13 protein-coding genes and 1 pseudogene are annotated in these 15,797 nt (G+C 45.0%); 8 read left to right on the top strand and 6 right to left on the bottom strand.

The genetic code is table 11. The annotated features are described in order from the left end of the window. Positions 1 to 12 precede the first annotated feature (12 nt). The gene (locus NBH07_RS10110; RefSeq protein WP_005854734.1) at positions 13 to 456 is read left to right on the top strand and encodes a PepSY-like domain-containing protein; all 444 of its coding nucleotides are present in this window, start codon (positions 13 to 15) and stop codon (positions 454 to 456) included. A 49-nt stretch (positions 457 to 505) separates the two neighbouring features. After that, positions 506 to 1,348 carry a PepSY-like domain-containing protein gene (locus NBH07_RS10105; RefSeq protein WP_009018198.1) on the top strand — a complete coding sequence of 281 codons (843 nt, stop codon included), beginning with the start codon at positions 506 to 508 and terminating at the stop codon, positions 1,346 to 1,348. Positions 1,349 to 1,457: 109 nt separating this feature from the next. Here the strand turns inward: NBH07_RS10105 and NBH07_RS10100 are convergent, their stop codons facing one another. From NBH07_RS10100 to truA, 3 genes are read right to left on the bottom strand one after another with little or no spacing between them, the layout of a single operon-like run. Next, positions 1,458 to 2,087 (bottom strand): DUF3256 family protein, encoded by a 630-nt coding sequence (locus NBH07_RS10100; protein ID WP_009018197.1) that lies wholly within the window; start codon positions 2,085 to 2,087, stop codon positions 1,458 to 1,460. A gap of 11 nt (positions 2,088 to 2,098) precedes the next feature. Beyond that, positions 2,099 to 2,995 (bottom strand): DMT family transporter, encoded by an 897-nt coding sequence (locus NBH07_RS10095; protein WP_005854727.1) that lies wholly within the window; start codon positions 2,993 to 2,995, stop codon positions 2,099 to 2,101. Positions 2,996 to 2,998: 3 nt separating this feature from the next. Then, positions 2,999 to 3,757, bottom strand: a complete 759-nt coding sequence (truA, locus tag NBH07_RS10090) for a tRNA pseudouridine(38-40) synthase TruA (RefSeq protein WP_039848834.1) — start codon at positions 3,755 to 3,757, stop codon at positions 2,999 to 3,001. A 130-nt stretch (positions 3,758 to 3,887) separates the two neighbouring features. On the opposite strand from truA, the gene NBH07_RS10085 reads away from it, so the two are divergent. From NBH07_RS10085 to NBH07_RS10070, 4 genes and pseudogenes are all read left to right on the top strand, one after another. After that, complete coding sequence (locus NBH07_RS10085) at positions 3,888 to 5,486, top strand: aspartate:alanine exchanger family transporter (protein WP_008780166.1); 1,599 nt, start codon at positions 3,888 to 3,890, stop codon at positions 5,484 to 5,486. Between the two features lie 42 nt (positions 5,487 to 5,528). Continuing rightward, positions 5,529 to 7,480 (top strand): annotated as a pseudogene (locus NBH07_RS10080) (alpha-L-arabinofuranosidase family protein). A gap of 21 nt (positions 7,481 to 7,501) precedes the next feature. Beyond that, positions 7,502 to 7,864 carry an MmcQ/YjbR family DNA-binding protein gene (locus NBH07_RS10075; protein ID WP_005854719.1) on the top strand — a complete coding sequence of 121 codons (363 nt, stop codon included), beginning with the start codon at positions 7,502 to 7,504 and terminating at the stop codon, positions 7,862 to 7,864. 92 nt (positions 7,865 to 7,956) lie between these two features. Then, positions 7,957 to 10,101: an HRDC domain-containing protein gene (locus NBH07_RS10070; protein WP_009018194.1), complete on the top strand. Its 2,145-nt coding sequence runs from the start codon at positions 7,957 to 7,959 to the stop codon at positions 10,099 to 10,101. On the opposite strand, the gene NBH07_RS10065 is transcribed toward NBH07_RS10070, so the two are convergent. Together NBH07_RS10065 and NBH07_RS10060 are read right to left on the bottom strand one after the other, a co-directional pair. Next, positions 10,072 to 11,439, bottom strand: a complete 1,368-nt coding sequence (locus NBH07_RS10065; RefSeq protein ID WP_008773415.1) for an MFS transporter — start codon at positions 11,437 to 11,439, stop codon at positions 10,072 to 10,074. The genes NBH07_RS10070 and NBH07_RS10065 overlap by 30 nt on opposite strands. Positions 11,440 to 11,445: 6 nt before the next feature. After that, positions 11,446 to 12,069, bottom strand: coding sequence for a DUF4923 family protein (locus tag NBH07_RS10060; protein WP_008780164.1), 624 nt, complete (start codon positions 12,067 to 12,069; stop codon positions 11,446 to 11,448). An 89-nt stretch (positions 12,070 to 12,158) separates the two neighbouring features. On the opposite strand from NBH07_RS10060, the gene NBH07_RS10055 reads away from it, so the two are divergent. After that, a complete protein-coding gene (locus NBH07_RS10055; RefSeq protein ID WP_009018193.1) occupies positions 12,159 to 14,165 on the top strand; it encodes a gluzincin family metallopeptidase in 2,007 nt (668 codons plus the stop codon). 70 nt (positions 14,166 to 14,235) lie between these two features. Here NBH07_RS10055 and NBH07_RS10050 read toward each other — a convergent pair whose 3' ends face one another. Beyond that, on the bottom strand, positions 14,236 to 15,234 hold the full coding sequence (locus NBH07_RS10050; protein WP_009018192.1) for a class II fructose-bisphosphate aldolase: 999 nt from the start codon (positions 15,232 to 15,234) through the stop codon (positions 14,236 to 14,238). A 223-nt stretch (positions 15,235 to 15,457) separates the two neighbouring features. Here NBH07_RS10050 and NBH07_RS10045 point away from each other — a divergent pair, with 223 nt between their 5' ends. Then, complete coding sequence (locus NBH07_RS10045) at positions 15,458 to 15,712, top strand: type B 50S ribosomal protein L31 (RefSeq protein ID WP_005854707.1); 255 nt, start codon at positions 15,458 to 15,460, stop codon at positions 15,710 to 15,712. The last annotated feature ends 85 nt before the right edge of the window (positions 15,713 to 15,797 follow it).

The raw sequence follows: 15,797 nt of genomic DNA, 5'->3' as shown, positions 1-15,797 counted from the left end.
AAAACAAGGCATATGAAAAGGATCAATTATTTACTGATAGTCTTATCATTATTATCTGTCATGGCTTGTGCCGGCAACGATAAGATCACGAGTGACACCAACATATTGCCGGTTTCCAGCCGCCAATTCATATCGGATCATTTTAAAGACATCCCAGTATCGCATATCCAAATAGAGAAAAATCTGATCCGGATTAGCAGTTACGACGTGATCCTCACGGACGGGACCAATGTTGAGTTTAACCATAAAGGAGAATGGAAAGAGATTAAACGGCATGGGCTCCCTATCCCGCCAGCGATCATTCCGGAGGTAATACAAGACCTTATCAAGAAAAACTATTCATCGAATAAGGTTGTTAAAATAGAAAAAGAGATACGGGATTATGAGATAAAGCTAGATAACGGTCTTGAGATGACATTCGACTTAAAAGGGAACTTGATTGATATCGATGACTAATAGACACTCTAAGATAAGTATTAATATATTTTTAATTAAAATCAATCGTATGAAAACAAAAGCATTCATAATGGCAACTTTGGTTTGCAGCTCATTCGTATTCATGTCATGTGATGACGATGATGACAAATTCACACCTGAGAGTATTGTAACAAAAGCCTTTGACACAAAATATCCGGATGCGCAACGTGTCAGTTGGGAGAACGAGGCAGGCTATGTCAAAGCAGAATTTTACACCGGTTCATATGAGGCTGAAGCGTGGTTTGATCCGCAAGGCAACTGGATGCTGACAGAGACCGATCTTCCTTACAACGCTTTGCCCCAAACCGTAAAAAACAGTTTCGAGGCAAGCCTATACGCTAAATGGAAGATAGACGATGTAGATATGCTAGAACGTCCGGACGCTGGTACCATTTACGTTCTCGACGTTGAAAATGGCGAGCAAGATGCAGACCTACATTATACGGAAGGTGGTATTCTCATCAAGGAAGTAACCGATGGTAACGGCGACAACGAGCATCGTCCCTCTGTTACCCCCAGCGCTATTAAGGAACTCATTTCAGAGATGTATCCGGGAGCGACAATCCTTGAGATAGATATGGAGACAAAAGGTACCGAGGTGGATATCCTTCATGAGAATATCCATAAGGAAGTTTGGCTGGATACCCAGAACAAATGGTTATATACGGAGTGGGAAATACGCTCTTCCCAAGTACCCGATATCGTGATGACCGCATTCAAGGCCTCCGCATATGCCTCTTATCAAATCGATGATATCCATGTCATTCAAAAAGCGGAAGGACTCTCTTATGAGTTCGAGCTGGAGCAAGGAGACCGAGATATAACAATTCTTTTTAATGAAGAAGGGATCTTAGTCTCTCCTACCCATTAAAAAAAGACTCTTTATCGCAGTACTACTGCAACCCACGTGCAGTAGTACTGCAAAGCGGGTTGCAGTAAAACCTCATGAACTATATCGGAGTGGATGGATAAGGAAAGAATTACTGAAAATGATATTTCTGCCACGTATAGACTTTCGGTTCACTGAGATACGGCTCTATTTTCTCACGAGCCTCTTGGCTCAGATATTGAGGAGTCGTATAAATGGCGGTCAAAGTCTGATCATCCGGACTCAATCGATATTGAATTAAATCCATATCCAAATGTGAGGCGGCCTCTTGATAGGCTTCGTCTTTCTTATCTATTCCCTGCTTGATATACCAATCGGAAGTTGGCTGCGTGAATAAATCGGATGTTGCCAAAGGCTCCCAATTGGTCGTGAAAAACTCGATACGGCTATCCGGAACCGGGCCGTTTACCGTAGAGATCATACAAACCACGTAGGTATTGTTTACCAAGGGAAGTAATTTCATCTCTACCGTGCTACGCTCCGTAGTCTGTAGCAAAAGGTAATCGTTCGTTAGCTTTCGCAAGGTAGAAAAGCCATTCATCGTATTTTTCAGCCGGGATTCTTTTCCTGAAGTATAAAGATCCACCAAATCCTTTCGCCAAGCGTGCTCCAATTGAGGAATGTATTGGTCTGGCATCGCCGTGAACACACTTGTCATATCTTGTGCGTTCATTCCCAACGCAAAGACACAGATCAACAACGTAACTATAACTCGTCTCATTATCTAATTTTCTATTTTGTCCCCAAATATAGGAATATCATTCCTAACAACACAAGGAATAAGTCGATCGCCTTGTTCTTTAAGTTTTTTTCATGGAAGAAGATGGCTCCCGCCAAGAATGTCACCAATACGTTACTCCGACGTACCATCGATACGATCGAGATCATGGAATCCGGGAATGTCAAAGCATAAAAGTACACCCAATCCGCCACGCATAAGAATACGGAGATAAAGATGATATTCCATCGCCATTGGAAAGGCGTGCTCTTTTTCCGGTTCGGATACCATAGAAACAACAGGATAAATGACATGATAACACATTGATAGACATTAAACCAGACTTGTACCGTCATTACATCCATACTACGCATCAAATGCTTATCATACAATCCGCTCATCGCCCCGGTCAAGATAGACAGGACCGTGAAGAAGATCCATTTATTATGGGCAAAATGAATCCCCTCTTTCTTCCCCGATGAGGAAAGGAGATAAAAGGAAGCGATAGAAAGCAAGACTCCGACCCATTGAAATAGATTCAGCCGTTCCCCGAACAGAAGCATCGCACCCAGTAATGTAAGCACGGGCTGGCTGGCCTTGATCGGCCCGGTTATCGTCAGCGGCAAATGTTTCAAGGCAAAATACCCCGATATCCAAGAGGATAAGACGATCACCGCCTTTATCAATACCTTCAGATGGTCCTCCAAAGAGGCACGGGGTACATACACCATCGTCCCGTCCAAGCAATCCGTATAAAAAGAGAGCAAGATGAACGGGACGAAAATCAAACTGCTTATGAGCGTATTGAAGAATAAAACGGGAATAACGGCATTCCCATTTAACGACATTTTCTTATTGACCTCGTAACAACCTAACAAGAAGGCGGAGAGGAAGGCTAGAGCTAACCACATGGTTTAATCCTCCACTGGAAAGAGTTCTTCCGGGTACGTGACATCTACCAAGAACAGGGCGTGTCCCGGCACGGAGGTTCCGGCCTTGCAACGATCCTTTGCCTCAATCACGTTTCGGAAGCCGTCTATCGTTAAACGTCCTCTTCCGACTTCCAATAAAGTACCAACGATCGCACGCACCATATTACGAAGGAAACGGTCTGCACGGATCGTAAACACCCAAATATCCCCTTCTTGCGTCCAATCCGCATGTTGGATATGGCAATTATTCGTCTTTACATCCGTATGCAACTTACTGAAACTCGTAAAATCGATATAATCGAATAAGACCTTACACGCCTCGTTCATCGCCTCGAAATCCAAACGACCGGGAAGCTTATAAACCAGCTCGTGATTAAACGGGTCTTTCTTTGTCGTAACATAATATTTATAGGTTCGCGAGGTAGCGTCGAAGCGGGCATGCGCCTCCGGTACGACCGGCACGATCTTATAAACGGCGATATCTTTGGGCAGGAGCCTATTCAATTTTTCCGCGAGGAATACCAAATCCCCGATCGGTTCCTCCCAATCAAAATGTGCGATCATCAAGCGGGCATGTACGCCGGCATCGGTACGGCCGGCCCCCACAATAGGCACGGGCTTACGCATCAAGATGGCCAAGGCCTCCTCTATAGATTGCTGCACCGTCATACCATTCGGCTGGATCTGCCAGCCCCGAAAATTCTTTCCGTTATATCCCAGATATATAAAATATCGTCTCACGCTTATGCTCTTTACTTTCTCTTTTCTAAAATATGGCACAAAGGTACAGAAATCCTGCCAAGCCGTTGCCCGAATGGGCTAAAAAGTTTAATTTTGCATCATTAATAGCTTCACTTCAAAACTATCTGACATGTTTGAAACATTACTTCAGTCTTCTTATTTTGCCCTGTTTCTGATCATAGCGCTTGGATTCATGCTAGGCCGGATACAGATCAAAGGTCTTTCGCTAGATGTATCGGCAGTTATTTTCATCGCCCTGTTATTCGGTCATTTTGGGGTTATCATACCCAAGGAATTAGGGAATATGGGGTTGGTGTTATTCATCTTTACCATTGGTATCCAAGCGGGCCCCGGATTTTTCGACTCCTTCCGTTCCAAAGGCAAGACACTCATTATCCTGACGTTATTAATTGTCGGTTCGGCATGCTTGACAGGAATCTTATTCAAGTATATCTTGGATATCGATACCCCGAGTATCGTCGGTCTGATCGCCGGGGCATTGACGAGTACGCCCGGTTTAGCGGTAGCGATCGACTCCACGCAATCATCCGCAGCATCCATCGCCTATGGCATCGCTTATCCGTTCGGCGTAATCGGCGTGATCCTTTTCGTGAAACTATTGCCCAAAATGCTTCGCAAGGATTTGATAGCCGAGGCTAAAGCGCTGGAAGCCCAACGGAAAAGCCAATATCCTACATTACATACCGCCGCATTTAAAGTCACGAATAAAAACATCTGCGGAAAGAGTTTGGCACAATTGCAGGTACGGGCCATGACCGGAGCGGTAGTCTCCCGTATAAAACACGACAATGTCATATCTATGCCAACTCCCCATACCACGCTTAACGAGGGAGATTTACTGAAGGCCGTAGGTAACGACAAAGCCTTGGAGCAACTGACATTATTGTTGGGAGAACGTATCGAGGGAGATCTGCCGTTAAGTGGCGGACAGACCTTGCAATCCCTGTTACTGACCAATAAGAGCATTATCAATAAATCGCTAGGCCATTTAAATTTACAAGGTACTTTCGGCTGTACGGTAACCCGTGTACGTCGAAGCGGAATCGACCTTTCCCCGGAACCTAATTTGGTGTTGAAGTTTGGAGATAAGTTGATGGTCGCCGGCGAGAAAGAAAGCGTAAATGAACTCGCCCAATTCATTGGCAATGATGAGAAACGTCTTTCGGATACAGACTTTTTCCCGATCGCTATGGGTATCGTATTAGGCGTATTGTTTGGAAAATTAAATATATCCTTCTCGGATTCCTTCTCATTCTCTCCGGGACTAACCGGCGGTATCCTTATGGTTGCCTTGGTATTAAGCGCCATCGGAAAAACAGGTCCGATCATCTGGTCAATGTCCGGTTCCGCTAATAACCTGCTTCGCCAATTGGGATTATTGCTATTCCTCTCCGAGGTCGGGACATCCGCCGGTGTAAATCTGGTTTCCACTTTCCAATCAAGCGGTTTAACTTTATTCGGAGTCGGTATCGCTATAACAATGATCCCTATGATTATAGCCGTATTAGCTGGATATTATTTCTTTAAGATCAACATTCTCGATTTAGTCGGAACAATCGCCGGTGGTATGACCAGTACCCCGGGACTTGCCGCCGCAGATTCTATGACAGACAGCCCAGCCCCAAGCGTGGCTTACGCAACGGTTTATCCGATAGCGATGGTATTCCTGATCTTGTTTATACAGATGATAGCGAATTTGATTGTCTAAATCTTTATTTATTGAAAAACATAGAATATGAGAAGAAAGAACATGAAAAAAACCGCGGCTTTATTCCTCTTAAGTGTAGGTGTAAACTGCATGACCGCACAAGACATCGTTCCTGTCCATGAGTTTGACATCGATATACAGAAAGTAGGCTCGCCTATCCAGTCAACCATGTATGGAATCTTCTTCGAGGATATCAATTTCGGGGCAGATGGAGGATTGTATGCGGAGCTAATCAAGAACCGCTCCTTCGAGTTTGAGAATCCATGGGGAGGTTGGGAGCCTTTCGGCGATGTAAGTATAGCTGAGAAGAATCCCTGTTTCAACAAAAACCCCATTACGCACACCTGACTTATACCGGGCAAATCACCAGAACCGGTCTGGAGAACGAAGGCTTCAAAGGTATCGGTATAAAGGCTGACGAAAATTACGACTTTTCCTTATATGCCCGTACCGAGACCAATAACCCGATCAAACTACGTATTGAATTAGTAAACAGGGATAACGATATTTATGAGACACAACACCTAGATATAAAAGGAAAAGACTGGAAGAAATATTCCGTTATCTTGTCTCCCAAAGCTACCGAGGCTAAATCACGCCTACGCATCACGATGGAAACGGCAGGTACTTTGGATCTGGAACATATCTCCCTTTTCCCGGAAAAAACATTCAACAATCGCACGAACGGCCTACGCCGCGATCTGGCACAAGCGTTGAAAGATCTAAAGCCGGGAATCTTTCGTTTCCCGGGTGGATGTATCGTTGAGGGTACAACCATCGCCACACGCTACCAATGGAAAAATACGGTAGGCCCCGTAGAGAACCGGCCTATCAATATCAGCCGATGGAATTATACATTTCCTCACAAGAAATTCCCGGATTATTATCAATCTTACGGTTTGGGATTCTTTGAGTATTTCCAATTAAGCGAAGATATCGGAGCCGAGCCCCTGCCTGTATTGAATTGCGGGCTGTCATGCCAGTTTGAGAATGAGGGTATGGACCAGCATGTGCCGGTAGATAAATTACAACCTTATATAGACGATGCCTTGGACTTAATCGAATTCGCCAATGGCCCGATTACCTCCCAATGGGGCAAAGTGCGTGCGGATATGGGGCATCCGGCTTCTTTTAATCTGAAATTTATCGCTATCGGCAACGAGCAATGGGGACCATTATATCCCGAACGCCTCGAACCATTCGTGAAAGCCATCCGAGCCAAATATCCGGAGATCAAAATCATCGGCAGTTCCGGTCCTGATTCGGAAGGAAAAGATTTCGAATATCTATGGCCGGAGATGAAACGCTTAAAAGTAGATCTGGTGGATGAACATTTCTATCGCTCACCGGAATGGTTCCTAAATAGTGCCAAACGATATGATTCGTATGATCGGCAAGGCCCCAAAGTGTTCGCCGGTGAATATGCTTGCCACCCGACTAACCGGGAGAATAGCTTCCTGACCGCATTATGCGAGGCTGCGTTTATGACCGGTCTTGAACGGAATGCCGACGTGGTGGAATTATGTACATACGCCCCTTTATTCGCACATGTCGATGCGTGGCAATGGCGTCCGGACTTAATCTGGTTCGACAACCTAAACATCGTGAAAACTCCTAACTACTATGTACAACAATTATACGGGCACAATGCCGGAACAAACGTATTGCCCCAGACGATGAACAAAGAAGCCGTTACCGGGCAAAGCGAGCTATTCGCCACAGCCGCCCTCGACAAAGGCACAAACGAGCTCATCATCAAAATCGTCAATACCGGCATCCAGAGCAAAAAGATCCAATTAAACCTAAACGGAATCTCATCCGGCAAGCATAAAGGAAAGTTGATGGTCTTACATGCCTCAGACTTAGAAGCGAAGAACACATTGGGTAAACCGGAAACAGTCATACCCATTGAATCAGCGGTGGAACTAGAGGCTCCCGCTACTGAAGTCTCCGTCCAACCATTGAGTTTCTTAGTCTATAGGATATCGCTATAATCTATCATACATACGAATGTTATGAATATTGAAGAGTTTAGGGAATATTGCCTTTCGTTGAATGGTGTTTATGAAAAAATGCCTTTCACGAATGTTCCTGATAAATACAGTCGGGACGTTCTTTGCTTTTATGTAGGAAGTAAATGGTTCTGCTTCGTAAATATCGAAGTATTTGATTTTTGCTGTATCAAATGTGACCCGAATGAATCGGGAGAGTTGCAAGCTCGATACTCTGGCATAACACCCGGTTGGCATATGAATAAAAAATACTGGATTAGTGTCTATTTTAATCAAGATGTACCCGACAACAAGATCAAAGAGCTTATAAAACAATCCTACGATATCGTATATCAATCTCTTCCTAAAAAGGAAAAAGGGATGTAGATTTTAGCGCAGTTACTCCGTTTATTTTCCATTTGAGAAGGACGTTTGAAAGATTATACGTACATTTGTGAATTCACCTAAACAGCTTAAATATGATGCAGACGAATTTACAATTGGACCTTGCCTTCAACTATCTGGAAAATACCGGAACCAACATCTTCCTTACCGGAAAAGCGGGAACAGGAAAGACCACATTCTTGAAAAAACTTAAAGAGACTTCCCCAAAACGGATGATTGTGGTAGCACCTACCGGAGTGGCGGCGATTAATGCGGGAGGGGTAACCATTCACTCCTTCTTTCAGCTACCTTTCGGACCGTATATACCGGGTAGCGAAATGGCCTCCGGGCAAAATAAATCCTATTCTCATAAATTCAGCCGGGATAAGATCAATATCATCCGTAGTATGGACCTGCTCGTGATTGATGAGGTCAGTATGGTACGTGCCGATTTGCTGGATGCTATCAGTGATATGCTACGTCGTTATCGGGATAGGAATAAACCCTTTGGGGGCGTTCAATTATTATTGATCGGAGATTTACAACAATTAGCCCCCGTAGCGAAGGAGGACGAATGGAATTTGTTGAGAGAACATTACGCCTCTCCCTTCTTTTTTGACAGTAAGGCTCTTTCCGAAAGTGATTATCTTTGCATCGAATTAACTCAAGTATATCGCCAAGCGGACGATACGTTCGTACACTTATTGAACAATATCCGGGAAAACCGCTTCGACGAGAATACGCTACACACCTTAAACCAACGTTATATCCCCAATTTTAAACCAAATGACAAAGCAGGTTATATCACGCTGACAACCCATAATTATCAAGCCCAGCAAATCAATAACCGGAAGTTGCAAGAATTACCCGGCCCGGCTTATACGTACAAGGCGGAGATCAAGGATGACTTTCCAGCTTACTCCTACCCGACCGACGAGGTATTGGAGCTAAAGCAAGACGCTCAAGTCATGTTCGTAAAAAACGACTCTTCCGGCGAAAGGCGATATTATAACGGAAAGATCGGCCGAATTGTCTTCATCAGCCCGAGCAAGATTATCGTATCCGACGAATTAGGAAACGATATCACCGTAGACCGGGAGACATGGACAAACGTGAAATATACGATCGACGAGAACACGAAGGATATCACGGAGACAATCGCCGGCTCTTTCAGCCAATACCCACTGAAAACCGCTTGGGCGATCACGATCCATAAAAGCCAAGGCTTGACTTTCGAGCATGCCATCATCGACGCATCCGCCGCCTTCTCACACGGACAAGTCTACGTTGCCTTGAGCCGTTGCAAGACATTGGAAGGAATGGTATTAAGTAGCCCGATCACTCGAAACGCCATGATTAGCGATGAGAAGATATTAAGTTATACCTCTTCCCTCTCGGAGCGTCAACCGTGTGAAGACCAACTGCGTCAAGCCCAACAACAGTATTATTTGAGATTGGCAACCGAGCTATTCGACTTCAATCCCGTACAACAAAAGTTGCAATATACATCTTACGCGGCATACACCCATCTGCAAAAACTATACCCGGAATTAAGCAACCAATATCCCCGGGTACGGGATTATTTCCGTTCGGATATAGTAGAAGTAGGCGAACGTTTCTGCCAGCAACTCACCCGTATGATCTCCAGCACGAATCTCTATGATACGGACGAGCATATACAAGACCGCATCCGAAAAGGTTGCGCTTACTTTCTGGAAAAGATCGAGACCTATTGCCTCCCTTTGATAGAGGCTTCCGATGTAGAGATCGACAATAAAGAGGCCCGTAAGGCATTTACATCCGCATTAAAAGCTTTCAGCGATGAGCTTACGATCAAGGTCGCTACATTAAAAGCCTGCCAAGATGGTTTTCGTCTCATCGACTATCTATCCGCCAAGGCTAAAGCGAACATTGAGGAGTCGGCTGTTGCCAGCAAGCAGAAATCGACGCGGAAATCGACGGAAGCGGAAAAGATCCCCGTCTCCACGGATGTCTTACATCCTGAGCTATATGCCCGTTTGAAACAATGGAGATACGAGCTTGCCGTAGAAAAGGAGTTGCCTCCTTACACGATCTTGCAACAGAAAGCCTTAATTGGCGTTTGCAACACTTTGCCCACGAACTCGAAAGAACTGTTGAAGATACCCGGAATCGGCAAAAAGATCATAGAGAACTACGGTGAGACCCTATTAGAAATCGTATCTTCCTACTCACCTTCCACGCATGGGAACGGGCTGTGAGATACGGAGACAACTCACGATAGCGGCGACTAAAGCGAAACCGACCGCCACATACATACAAATCGGCATACTATCGGTCGCAGAGGTGACACTAAAGATCAAAGCGACAAATGTCGTCCCCAGCGTTTGCCCCAGCAGTCGTGCCGTACCTTGCATACCGTTCGCCCCACCACTCCGGGAACGAGGGGCGGCCGATATCATCGTACTATTATTCGGGGTCTGGAACAGGCCGAAACCCATACCGCAAAGCATCAATCGCCAAGCGATATCCATATTGGTGGGTTGCTCCGGCAATAAAGCCAATAGAAGAAGTCCGGTCGCATACACCACCATTCCGATACCGCCTAACAATCCGGGATGATATTTCTCGATCAGCCTCCCGGCCACCGGAGCGATCAAGATCGTCGCTACCGGCCAAGGAGTCAACAGCAGCCCCGTCTCCACCTCATTTCTTCCGGCTACATTTTGCAAATAAAAAGGTAATGATACCATCGCCAACAACTGTGCCGTAAATGAAGTAATCGAGGATAATACGGACAAGGCGAATATCGGAATCCGCATCAAGTCCAATGGCAATATCGGAACCTCCTGCCGTAGTTGCCTGCGGATAAAAAATGTTCCGATCACCAATAGAAGAAGAACCTGTAAAGCGATCATTCTCCAGTTCTCATGATGGGCGATGCCTTCCAACGAATAAATCAGCAATCCGAAAGTCAAGGCATTCGAGATTCCACCGATCTTATCAAACTTTCGTTTCGGCCCATCCTTGCAAGGATTTTGAGGCAAAAGAAAATAACCCGTTATAATCGCGCAAATCCCTAAAGGTACGTTGATAGCGAACAACCAATTCCAAGAAGCGACTGATAAGATAGCACCCGCCAACGACGGCCCGGCAGCAATCGATACCGCCACGACCATGGCATTGATACTCATTCCCCGCCCTATATATTGAGGAGGATAAATAATACGAAGTAAAGCGGTCGTCACGCTCATGATAGCCGAGGCTCCGATCCCTTGCAATATTCTCGCGACCGTCAACATGGCGAAAGACGAGGATAAGGCACAGAATAATGACGTTGAGCAGAATATTGTCGTCCCGATCAAGAAAATCCGCTTATATCCATAAATATCTCCCAAAGCGGAGAATGATAAAAGAGACATCGTAATCGTCAGCTGATAAGCGTTGACAATCCAGATCGTGGAGGAAGGGGATGTCCCGAATTCACGGGACAAGGTAGGAAGCGCCACGTTGACAATCGTACCGTCCAACACGGACATGGTCAATGCCAACGCAACCGCTATTACTGCCCAATAACGCCTCGGTATAAATCGTATCATATTACATTATTTCTTCAAATCGAAACCCAGCATCATGCCATCATATTCACTTGCCAACTTATTGATAGCTTTCAAGGTCGTATTGCTGGATATAGAAGAAACCGTGCTCAAGAACTTCAGTAATTTATCCGCGTTAAAAAGCAATGTCAACTCATTACCAGAAAGGACGACATGGGCGGTAAGCGTAGAAACGGTCAGCTTCTTATTACCCACCGTATACCGTAACGTCACCGTTTTATCTTCCGGACTCACCGAGTAAGTACCTTTCAGGCTTCCCCTTTTCAACGCGCTCGTAAACGTACTATCCGAATTAAAGACATAATTAAATACACCTTCCACGATACCTACTTTCGCGCAATATTCCTTCATTTTCTTCTCTGCCTCGGTAGCAGCCAAGCTTCCCGCTACATTCTTCAAGGCATTATCACCTTCCAGTTGCAGGGCAGGGTTCACATACATCCAAGTTCCCTGTAAATTCTCGAAAGTCACGGCTTTCCCTCCGGTGACAGAAGTCACGGCGTTCTTTACGGCAGATGAATTTAAGATATCTTTCAAGGACTGTCCCTTCATGTTTCCGGGAATCAACAAAAGGCCGCATACGACCATCCACATACATAGTAACTTTTTCATCTCTTTGTTTTTTACTCAATTAGAAAAATCGGCCAAAGATACGAATATTATTCATACATTTGTTTTAAATAACTTTATACAAACATACCATGAGAAAGCAAGTCGTACGTATTTGTATGTTACTGGCCTGCGCCTTTAGCTTTATGCAAGGGCAAGCCAGCATCCAGCCTTCTATCGTAAAAGCTACGATTGACGAGCTAATAGCCAAGGACGCTAAGAATCAAGCAGGAATCACAAAGGGTGTCGAGCAAGTAGCCCGCCTCTGGCAAACCTCCGATGGGGATGAGCAAGCGTTTCAAACCTTCTGCCGGGAGAATTATCTATCCGATCCCGCCGAAAAAGACCAAGTTTTCCTCAAGATCAGCGAGTATATTGAAGGTATCAATGGCAATTTCAACGAGATGGTACTCTGTCTGCAACGAAATTTGAACCTAGATACCGGACCTCTACACGCCATCGATGAGAAATTCGGGTCCTACAGCCCCAGTTCCCACCTAATGGACGATCTATACGCCAACAAGATCGGCTTCATCATCGCCCTCAACTTTCCCCAACTTACTCTCAAGGAGAAAGAGGCGTTAGGTGATGACCGTAAAGCATGGGCCTACGCCCGTCTGGGCGATATGTTTACGGAACGGATACCGGCGGAAGTAAAGCAAGCCGCCGCCGATACGGAAAGTGACGCAGATATTTACATCGCAGATTATAATATCTATATGGGGCATTTACTAACTCCTAAAGGAAAAACCATTTTCCCCTCCGACATGCGCTTACTTTGCCATTGGAACCTTCGCGACGAGATCAAGGCCAATTATAACAAAGGAAAAGAGGGATTGGAAAAACAACGGATGGTATATGAGGTCATGAAGCGAATCATCTCGCAAGAAATCCCGAAAGAGGTGATCAACTCGGATCGTTACGAATGGAACCCGTACGCCAATACGTTATCCCAAGCTGGAAATGAACTAGAAGGTACCCCTGAAAGCCCGGCCCGCTATCAGAAAATGTTGAATAATTTCAACGCCATGCAGCGTATAGACAAATATACGGGAAACACTTATATAGACCGTAAGTTCACGGAAGATATGGAAATAGATGTCAACGATGTAGAAGCCCTGTTCGATCAGTTCCTTTCCGCCCCCGAACTAAAGGAAGTGGGGAAAATCATCTCCAAACGCCTCGGACGCAAACTGGAAGCCTACGATATATGGTACGATGGCTTCAAGGCCCGTAGCAATCTGGACGAGAACAAGCTAAACGAGCAAACCCGTACCCTGTATCCCGATGCGGTAACGATGGAAAAGAAGCTACCGGAAATCTTACAGAAACTAGGATTCAGCCCCGATCGTGCCCAATATCTGGCGGATAAGATCGCAGTCGATCCCGCCCGTGGTTCCGGTCATGCGTGGGGAGCCTCCATGAAAGGCCAGCGTTCCCGTTTACGTACCCGTATCCCTTCACAAGGGATGGATTACAAAGGATATAATATCGCCATCCACGAGTTCGGACATAACGTAGAGCAAACGATCTCATTATATGATGTCGATTATTATATGCTCAACGGAGTTCCCAATACGGCTTTCACCGAAGCGCTGGCCTTTGTCTTCCAGAAAAGAGACCTTGAGTTACTGGGCATAAAAGACGAGAATCCGGAAAAAGAAAAGATGGATATCTTGGATAAGATATGGAGCATGTATGAGATTTGCGGTGTTTCCATGCTGGATATCTCCGTATGGAAATGGATGTACGCACATCCTAACGCTACTGCCGGGGAATTACAGGAGGCCGTGATCCGTCTTTCCAAGGAAATCTGGAATAAGTATTACGCTCCGGTATTCGGTGTAAAAGACGAGACCGTTCTAGCGATTTACTCCCATATGATCGGTTATCCGCTCTACCTTTCCGCCTACGCTTTCGGACAGATTATCGAGTTCCAGCTAGAGAACTACCTCAATGGCAAGGATTTCGCGAATGAGGTTAGCCGGATATTCAAGCAAGGCCGCCTCACCCCGAATGTGTGGATCAAGCAAGCTACCGGCAACGATCTTACCGTAGATCCGATGTTGGAAGCGCTTCGTAAGGTATTAAAAGACTAAACTACAGACCAAAAGAAAAGCCATCCCGATACCGAGATGGCTTTCTTTATTTATATCAAGAAACTTCCGATTATAACTTGTCGTTAGAACCAAGAACGTTGATGATCTTGTGTTTGTAAAGTTTCTCCATGTTATCACGAGCCGGGCCCAGATATTTACGAGGATCGAATTCAGCCGGTTTCTCAGCGAAAGTCTTGCGGATAGCGGCAGTCATCGCCAAACGAGAGTCTGAGTCGATATTGATCTTACATACAGAAGATGTAGCAGCCTTACGCAACCACTCTTCAGGAATACCGATAGCAGCCTTCAAAGCGCCACCGAATTTGTTGATAGTCTCAACCTCTTCCTGAGGAACAGAAGAAGAACCGTGAAGAACGATAGGGAATCCCGGAAGTTTCTCCATAACAGCGTCCAAAACGTCGAATGCCAATGGAGGAGGAACCATCTTACCTGTAACAGGGTCGATCGTACATTGCTCCGGAGTGAACTTATAAGCACCGTGAGAAGTACCGATTGAGATAGCCAAAGAATCGCAGCCCGTACGAGTAGCGAAGTCGATAACTTCCTCAGGATTGGTATAAGTGTGGTGGTCTGAAGAAACCTCATCCTCAACACCTGCCAATACACCAAGCTCGCCTTCTACAGTTACATCGAATTGATGAGCGTACTCAACAACTTTCTTAGTCAAAGCGATGTTCTCTTCATAAGGAAGGTGAGAACCGTCGATCATTACAGATGAGAAGCCAGAGTCGATACAGCTCTTGCAAGTCTCAAACGTATCACCATGGTCTAAGTGAAGAACGATCTGAGGATTCGGGCAACCTAATTCCTTAGCATATTCAACAGCACCCTGTGCCATGTAACGAAGCAAAGTAGCGTTTGCGTACTGGCGAGCGCCCTTTGAAACTTGCAAAATAACCGGAGATTTTGTCTCTACAGCAGCCTTGATGATAGCCTGCATCTGTTCCATGTTATTGAAGTTGAAAGCAGGGATAGCATATCCGCCCTTGATAGCCTTAGCGAACATTTCTTTTGTGTTCACCAAGCCCAAATCTTTGTAATTTACCATAGTTGTTATTATGTTATTACGTTAATGATTAAAAACTTGCACAAAGATAATCAAGATTCACGACAAATGATGCTTCAAAGCATATAAAATAACACAAAATCAACGCCCTTGAAAAAAATAATACGATTTTCTTTGTTTGTTTGTGGCAAACCCTTACCTTTGCAAGCCAAAATACCGGTTACCAAATATATACAGAGTATAAATTAAAATAGATAATAAAGCAATGAAAAAAGGTATTCATCCTGAAAATTATCGTCCTGTAGTATTTAAGGACATGTCAAACGATGATGTATTCATCACTCGTTCTACTATTAACGCAAAAGAGACGATCGAGATCGACGGCGTAACTTATCCGTTGGTAAAGGTCGAGATCTCTAACACTTCTCACCCGTTCTACACTGGTAAGTCTAAGTTGGTCGATACAGCCGGACGTGTTGATAAGTTCATGAGCCGTTATGGTAACCGTAACAAGAAATAAGATTTCTTTCTTTAAGAAATAAAAAAAGGTCACGATTTGTATCGTGGCCTTTTTTTGTATCTTTGCCGGAGTTAACATAATGAAA

The sequence above is a fragment of the Parabacteroides sp. B2-S-102 genome (genome assembly GCF_023656665.1).
In the GTDB taxonomy this organism is placed as follows: domain Bacteria; phylum Bacteroidota; class Bacteroidia; order Bacteroidales; family Tannerellaceae; genus Parabacteroides; species Parabacteroides distasonis.
This window is presented reverse-complemented; position numbering and strand designations above follow the sequence as displayed.

Coding starts and splice junctions, on each gene's coding strand:
- NBH07_RS10110 (WP_005854734.1), top strand. CDS start 13: ATGAAAAGGATCAATTATTTACTGATAGTCTTATCATTATTATCTGTC.
- NBH07_RS10105 (WP_009018198.1), top strand. CDS start 506: ATGAAAACAAAAGCATTCATAATGGCAACTTTGGTTTGCAGCTCATTC.
- NBH07_RS10100 (WP_009018197.1), bottom strand. CDS start 2,087: ATGAGACGAGTTATAGTTACGTTGTTGATCTGTGTCTTTGCGTTGGGA.
- NBH07_RS10095 (WP_005854727.1), bottom strand. CDS start 2,995: ATGTGGTTAGCTCTAGCCTTCCTCTCCGCCTTCTTGTTAGGTTGTTAC.
- NBH07_RS10085 (WP_008780166.1), top strand. CDS start 3,888: ATGTTTGAAACATTACTTCAGTCTTCTTATTTTGCCCTGTTTCTGATC.
- NBH07_RS10075 (WP_005854719.1), top strand. CDS start 7,502: ATGAATATTGAAGAGTTTAGGGAATATTGCCTTTCGTTGAATGGTGTT.
- NBH07_RS10070 (WP_009018194.1), top strand. CDS start 7,957: ATGATGCAGACGAATTTACAATTGGACCTTGCCTTCAACTATCTGGAA.
- NBH07_RS10065 (WP_008773415.1), bottom strand. CDS start 11,439: ATGATACGATTTATACCGAGGCGTTATTGGGCAGTAATAGCGGTTGCG.
- NBH07_RS10060 (WP_008780164.1), bottom strand. CDS start 12,069: ATGAAAAAGTTACTATGTATGTGGATGGTCGTATGCGGCCTTTTGTTG.
- NBH07_RS10055 (WP_009018193.1), top strand. CDS start 12,159: ATGAGAAAGCAAGTCGTACGTATTTGTATGTTACTGGCCTGCGCCTTT.
- NBH07_RS10050 (WP_009018192.1), bottom strand. CDS start 15,234: ATGGTAAATTACAAAGATTTGGGCTTGGTGAACACAAAAGAAATGTTC.
- NBH07_RS10045 (WP_005854707.1), top strand. CDS start 15,458: ATGAAAAAAGGTATTCATCCTGAAAATTATCGTCCTGTAGTATTTAAG.